This is a genomic window from Streptomyces sp. TRM64462, from assembly GCF_013362995.1.
Taxonomy (GTDB): Bacteria; Actinomycetota; Actinomycetes; order Streptomycetales; family Streptomycetaceae; genus Streptomyces.
In genome coordinates this window covers 1-1492 of record NZ_JABWDV010000168.1, presented here as the reverse complement: position 1 = coordinate 1492, position 1492 = coordinate 1, and the positions used below count along the sequence as shown (strand labels likewise).

Sequence of the window (1492 nt, the reverse complement as noted above, 5' to 3'; positions counted from 1 at the left end):
GTCGCCGCCGGCAACGGGCGGGCGGGGCTCGCCGTCCACGCGGCGGCCCTCGTCGCGGCAGCCGTCAACGGCGATACCGTCAGCCGCCTCGCGCGCTCACCCATGTGAGTGATGCTGGTTGGCGGGTTACCGCCCACGGGCAGCGGAAAGCGCCGAAAGGCGGCGGGTCCGACCGCTTCGCCGGTCCCGGAACGTGCGTACGGACTGGCATCCTTGAGCCCGTGACACAGCTGCGTACGGTCCAAGTGCTGGGCGGCGGCAGCGCGGGCAGCAGCGCTCATGTCAGATCACTGGCCGCCGGGCTCGTGGCGAGGGGCGTGCGGGTGACCGTGTGTGCCCCCGCCGAGCTGGACCACGACTACGACTTCCTCGGTGCCGGCGCCCAGTTCGTGCCCGTACCGCGTCGCAGCGACCCGCTGTCCGTGGGCGCGCTGCGCGCCGCGTGCGCGGGTGCGGACGTCGTCCACGCGCACGGGCTGAACGCGGCGGTGCGGGCGGCGCTGGCGCTGGCCGCGCAGCACGTGCCGCTCGTCGTCACCTGGCACACCCGGTCGCACGCCGAAGGTGCCCGCCGGCAGGTGCTGCGGCTCCTGGAACGCAAGGCGGTGCGGGCGGCGGCGGTGGTGCTCGGCACGTCGTCCGAGCTGGTCGACCGGGCGCGGCGGCGGGGCGCGAGGGACGCCCGTCTGGGGCCGGTGAGTCTGCCGGGGCTCGCGGGGCTGTTGCCGGGGCGGCGCGGAGTGGCGGCCGGCGGCGCTTTCGACGCGGAGTCGGGTGCCGGATCGGGCTCGGGCTTCGGCATGGACTCCGGCTTGGGCTCCGGTGTCGGCTCCGGCTCCGATGCGGCTGGCGGTGCCGGTTCCGACGCCGGTTCCGACGCCGAGGAGAAGGCGCGGGCCGAACTCGGCGCCGTCGACCGGCCGTTGATCATGACCGTCGGTCCCCTGGAGCCGCACCGCGGCCACGACACGCTCCTGGACGCGTCCCGGCAGTGGCTCGGCCACGACCCGGTGCCACTGGTCGCCGTCGCCGGGGAGGGGCAGGGGCGGGGCGCGCTGCAGCGCCGTATCGACACGGAGGAACTGCCCGTACGGCTCCTGGGGCACCGCGACGACGTCGGGGCCCTGCTCGCGGCGGCGGACGTCGCCGTACTGCCGAGCCGCTGGGAGGCGCGGGCCCCGCTCGCCCAGGAGGCCCTGCGGCTGGGCGTCCCGCTCGTCGCGACCGCCGTCGGCGGGGTGCCGGAACTGGTGGGTGACGCCGCGGAACTCGTCCCGTACGGCGACGCGGTGGCGCTGGCGCACGCGGTGACGGGGCTGCTCGGCGATCCGGTGCGGCGCGCCGCCCTCGCGGAGGCCGGGCGCCGCCAGGCCCGGACCTGGCCGACCGAGGACGACACCATCGCGCAGGTGCTGAGCGTCTACGACGAGCTGTGCGGGCGGTGACGGGACGGGCCTCCGGCGGTTCTTCCCCACCCCGCCCCTTCCCGCAT

General features: G+C 76.5%; 1 protein-coding gene. It reads left to right on the top strand.

Translation table 11 applies throughout. From position 1 onward, the window contains the following. Positions 1 to 221 precede the first annotated feature (221 nt). Positions 222 to 1445: a glycosyltransferase family 4 protein gene (locus HTZ82_RS07450; RefSeq protein ID WP_175408499.1), complete on the top strand. Its 1224-nt coding sequence runs from the start codon at positions 222 to 224 to the stop codon at positions 1443 to 1445. Positions 1446 to 1492 lie beyond the last annotated feature (47 nt).